Origin of the sequence: Bradyrhizobium sp. (genome assembly GCF_049691595.1) — a bacterium.
In the GTDB taxonomy this organism is placed as follows: domain Bacteria; phylum Pseudomonadota; class Alphaproteobacteria; order Rhizobiales; family Xanthobacteraceae; genus Bradyrhizobium.
Map to the genome: position 1 here is coordinate 1 of NZ_JBAVNZ010000315.1, position 3,515 is coordinate 3,515.

General features: G+C 62.8%; 6 protein-coding genes. 5 read left to right on the forward strand and 1 reads right to left on the reverse strand.

Annotation, left to right across the window (positions count from 1 at the left end):
• The 5 genes from WCE35_RS13935 to WCE35_RS13955 all read left to right on the forward strand — a co-directional run.
• Window positions 1-561: ATP-binding domain-containing protein (locus WCE35_RS13935; protein WP_424593927.1), on the forward strand; the 561-nt coding region annotated here is incomplete at its 5' end.
• A gap of 194 nt (window positions 562-755) precedes the next feature.
• The gene (msrA, locus tag WCE35_RS13940; RefSeq protein ID WP_424593928.1) at window positions 756-1,475 is read left to right on the forward strand and encodes a peptide-methionine (S)-S-oxide reductase MsrA; all 720 of its coding nucleotides are present in this window, start codon (window positions 756-758) and stop codon (window positions 1,473-1,475) included.
• A gap of 25 nt (window positions 1,476-1,500) precedes the next feature.
• Window positions 1,501-1,914 (forward strand): peptide-methionine (R)-S-oxide reductase MsrB, encoded by a 414-nt coding sequence (msrB, locus tag WCE35_RS13945; protein ID WP_424593929.1) that lies wholly within the window; start codon window positions 1,501-1,503, stop codon window positions 1,912-1,914.
• Between the two features lie 165 nt (window positions 1,915-2,079).
• A complete protein-coding gene (locus WCE35_RS13950) occupies window positions 2,080-2,244 on the forward strand; it encodes a DUF3309 family protein (RefSeq protein ID WP_424593930.1) in 165 nt (54 codons plus the stop codon).
• A 223-nt stretch (window positions 2,245-2,467) separates the two neighbouring features.
• On the forward strand, window positions 2,468-2,758 hold the full coding sequence (locus WCE35_RS13955) for a hypothetical protein (protein ID WP_424593931.1): 291 nt from the start codon (window positions 2,468-2,470) through the stop codon (window positions 2,756-2,758).
• A gap of 73 nt (window positions 2,759-2,831) precedes the next feature.
• On the opposite strand, the gene WCE35_RS13960 is transcribed toward WCE35_RS13955, so the two are convergent.
• Window positions 2,832-3,365 carry a DUF4112 domain-containing protein gene (locus WCE35_RS13960; protein WP_424593932.1) on the reverse strand — a complete coding sequence of 178 codons (534 nt, stop codon included), beginning with the start codon at window positions 3,363-3,365 and terminating at the stop codon, window positions 2,832-2,834.
• Window positions 3,366-3,515: the final 150 nt, after the last annotated feature.

Genomic DNA, 3,515 nt, shown 5'->3' on the forward strand with positions numbered 1-3,515 from the left:
GGCCGCGAGCTCGAGATCGGCCGCTATGGCGAAAGCGAAGTGGTATCGCGCACCGATCTCGATCCAGTTCGGGTCATGAGCGCCGACCAGGTGCTGGTGGGGCGCAACAACACCCGCCGCGCCTACAACATGCGGATGCGGCAGCGGCTGAACATCGAGGATGCCTTGCCGGTCGCCGGCGACAAGCTGGTTTGCCTGCGCAACAACCGCAAGAAGGGCCTGTTCAACGGCGGGCTGTGGCGGGTGAAGTCGCGCGCGCAGTCGAAGTCGAAAATCATCACCATGCGGCTGACGCCGGACGAGGATTTCGGCCACAAGGTAACCAAGGTCTCGGTGCGCGGCGAGTGCTTTGGCGGCGCGATCGAGACCATCCCGTGGGAGCAGCGCAAACCCTATGACGAGTTCGACTACGGCTATGTGCTCACCGTGCACAAGTCGCAGGGCTCGCAATGGGACGACGTGGTGCTGTTCGACGAAAGCTTTGCGTTCCAGGACAGCCGCGCAAGGTGGCTCTACACCGGCATCACGCGTGCGGCGAAACGGCTCAGCGTAGTGGTTTAGCTGCTTCATCCGAGTGCGACGGTCATCCCCCTATCGCCTTGGAGAGACGCGCTTTATTCACGAAACCGTGTGGCCCCGGAGGTAACAAAACCACCGCTTGCCCGTATCTCCGGACAGTGGCGAAGAGTCCGGCGGTTGCGAAACGCGGCTCCAGCTCTAAACTGCCTTCAACCCGCTCATCCCAAGAGGAAACCATGTCCCGTAGCCCATTGAGCCGCCTCTCGCTTTGCGCTGCCGCGGCCGGCGCGCTGGCCATCGCCGCCTTTGCAATTGCGCCCTCGCGAGCGGCCGAAGACCCCGTGATCGTCCCGCCCCCCGCCACCGACATGCAGGCGGCCGGCGGCATCCAGACCGCGGTGCTGGCGGGCGGCTGTTTCTGGGGCGTGCAGGGCGTGTTCCAGCATACCGCGGGCGTGGTCAACGCGGTTTCGGGTTACTCCGGCGGCAGCAAGGCTACCGCCGACTACAACATGGTGTCCACCGGCACCACCGGACACGCGGAAGCGGTCGAGATCAAATACGACCCGAACAAGATCAGCTACGGCAAGATCCTGCAGATCTTCTTTTCCGTCGTGCACGATCCGACCCAGTTGAACCGCCAGGGCCCGGACTCCGGCACGCAATATCGCTCGGCGATCTTCACGACCTCCGACGAGCAGAAGAAGGTGGCGGAGGCCTATATCGCCCAGCTCAACACCGCAAAGGTCTACCGCAAGCCGATCGTGACCAAGGTCGACGCGCTGGAGGCGTTTTATCCGGCCGAGGCCTATCATCAGGATTACCTGACGCTGCACCCGAACCAGCCTTATATTGTCTACAACGACATTCCGAAGGTCGAAAACCTGAAGAAGATCTTTGCGGAAAACTACATCGCGAAGCCGACGCTTACGAGCAGCGCCAAGGTCACCAACTGACGGCTGCGATCACCAGGGAGACTCCATGTCCGACACCAAGACGATGACCGGCAAGGTCGAGAAAAGCGAGGCCGAGTGGCGCAAGGAGTTGACGCCGATGCAGTACGCCGTGCTGCGCGAGAAGGCGACCGAGCGGCCGTTCTCCGGCGAATACGAGCATGAGCATCGCAACGGCACCTATACCTGCGCCGGCTGCGGGCAGATGCTGTTCGAATCGGACGCCAAGTTCGATTCCGGCTGCGGCTGGCCGAGTTTTACCCAACCCGCGGTCGAGAGCCACATCGATGAAGAACGCGACGTTAGCCACGGCATGATCCGGACCGAGGTGCTGTGCTCGAAATGCAACGGCCATCTCGGCCACGTCTTCAACGACGGCCCCGGCCCGACTGGCCTGCGCTACTGCATCAACTCGGCGGCGCTGAAGCTGCAGCCGAAGTAAGCCACGCCGCTGAAGCTGCTGCTGAGGGTCTGGTGTTCGAACCATCCGGGAACGACGCCGCCTCCTCAATTGCCAGTTGACGAAGGACTCGCGGCCCGAAATGTGCTTTGCTCCCGGCCGCGGGGGCGCGGTGCGCGCGCCGGCCGCCTTTCGGGGGAGAGTTCCATGTCGCTTGGAATGATACTTGTCATCATCCTGATCATTTTCCTGCTCGGCGGCTTCAGCGGCCGGTTCGGCGGCTATGGCTATGGCATGGGCCATTCCGGCATGGGCCTTGGCGGGGTCATTCTGGTCGTGCTGGTGATCCTGCTCCTGCTCGGCAAGCTGTGATCAGCACAAGCGATTGAAATAAAAGGTTTTATTCCGCGCCCTCGAGCTGCCATGCGCGGATTCAATATGAGACCTGTCCGGGCCTTTCGGGGGTCGCATTTTCGTCAAACAGGCTTATATTAGAGGATGAAATGACGTGAACGGCGCGCCGCTGGTTGCGGCCACCCGTCGTCCCATTCCCATACGTTCTCGCGCTAGCTAATAAAATCGAGGTCACAGAGCCATGCGTCCCTTCAGCTTCGACACCGCCGCCGAATTGTTCCCCGCTGCCATCCGCAAGAAGAAGCGGGCGGGTTTTGCGTATCGGCGCTTTGGCACCGCGGCGGAAGCGGTTCGCTTTGCGATCGAGGAACTTCCGGCGGACTCGCTGAACGGCGCCTATCTGCAGGTCGAGGAAGCCCGCTTCGACCAGAGCGGCATCCGTTCGCTGTATGAGAGCGAAGCCTTCCCGCTGCCGCGCCGTCCGCGCGCACCCGCCCCCGTCAGCACCGACGCCAACGCGGACGCCGCATAAAAAATCTGGCATCAAGCACCACACCCTCGGACCATGTCCGAGGGTTTTTTCTTGTTCTCAATCCTGCGCTCGGCTAGCGCGGCTCCTTGTCCATCCAGCGCTTCAACAGCCGCACATTGCGGACATTGGCGCGGAACATGACGTCGAAGGCATCGCCGGCGAGCGGCACCATGCCGACCGCGCCATCCAGCGCCACATTGGCGAGCATCCGCGCCGTGACATGCCAGGGTGCGCCGAGCGCGCGCGCCTCGCGCACCAGCCACAGCGAAATCGCGGTCGTGATAAGATCGCCGACCACCGGGATCAATCCGATCAGGCCATCGATGCCATAGCGGATGTTGGTGCCGGGCAGGATGAAGGCGACGTCAAGCAGCTTTGCCAGTGCCTCAAGCCGCGCCAGCCGCTGTTCGCGGGTGAGACTGGCGAATGGGTTGGCGGACGAAGTCCTGAAATCGAGGCGAAAACTCTGGAATTGCGCATGCAGCGTCGGCTCGGGGATTTCCCGGCCCTCCTGATCGATCACCGGGCCGCGCGGCTGCGCGCCACGGAATGGCCGTCGCGAGCGCGCGCGGTTGGGGGAAAAGATATCGTCGCTGGACATAGCCATCAGATGGTAACGCAGATCGGGAGCGCAAGTTGCGTCAAAATGCGCCGCTCACCTTCCCCGCGCCGCGGACGGCGTCAGTCCGAAGCGGCGGCGGAAGCAGCGGGCCGAAAGGTCCGCCGTTTTTTTGCGGTCGAGCGATAACGGCCGAGT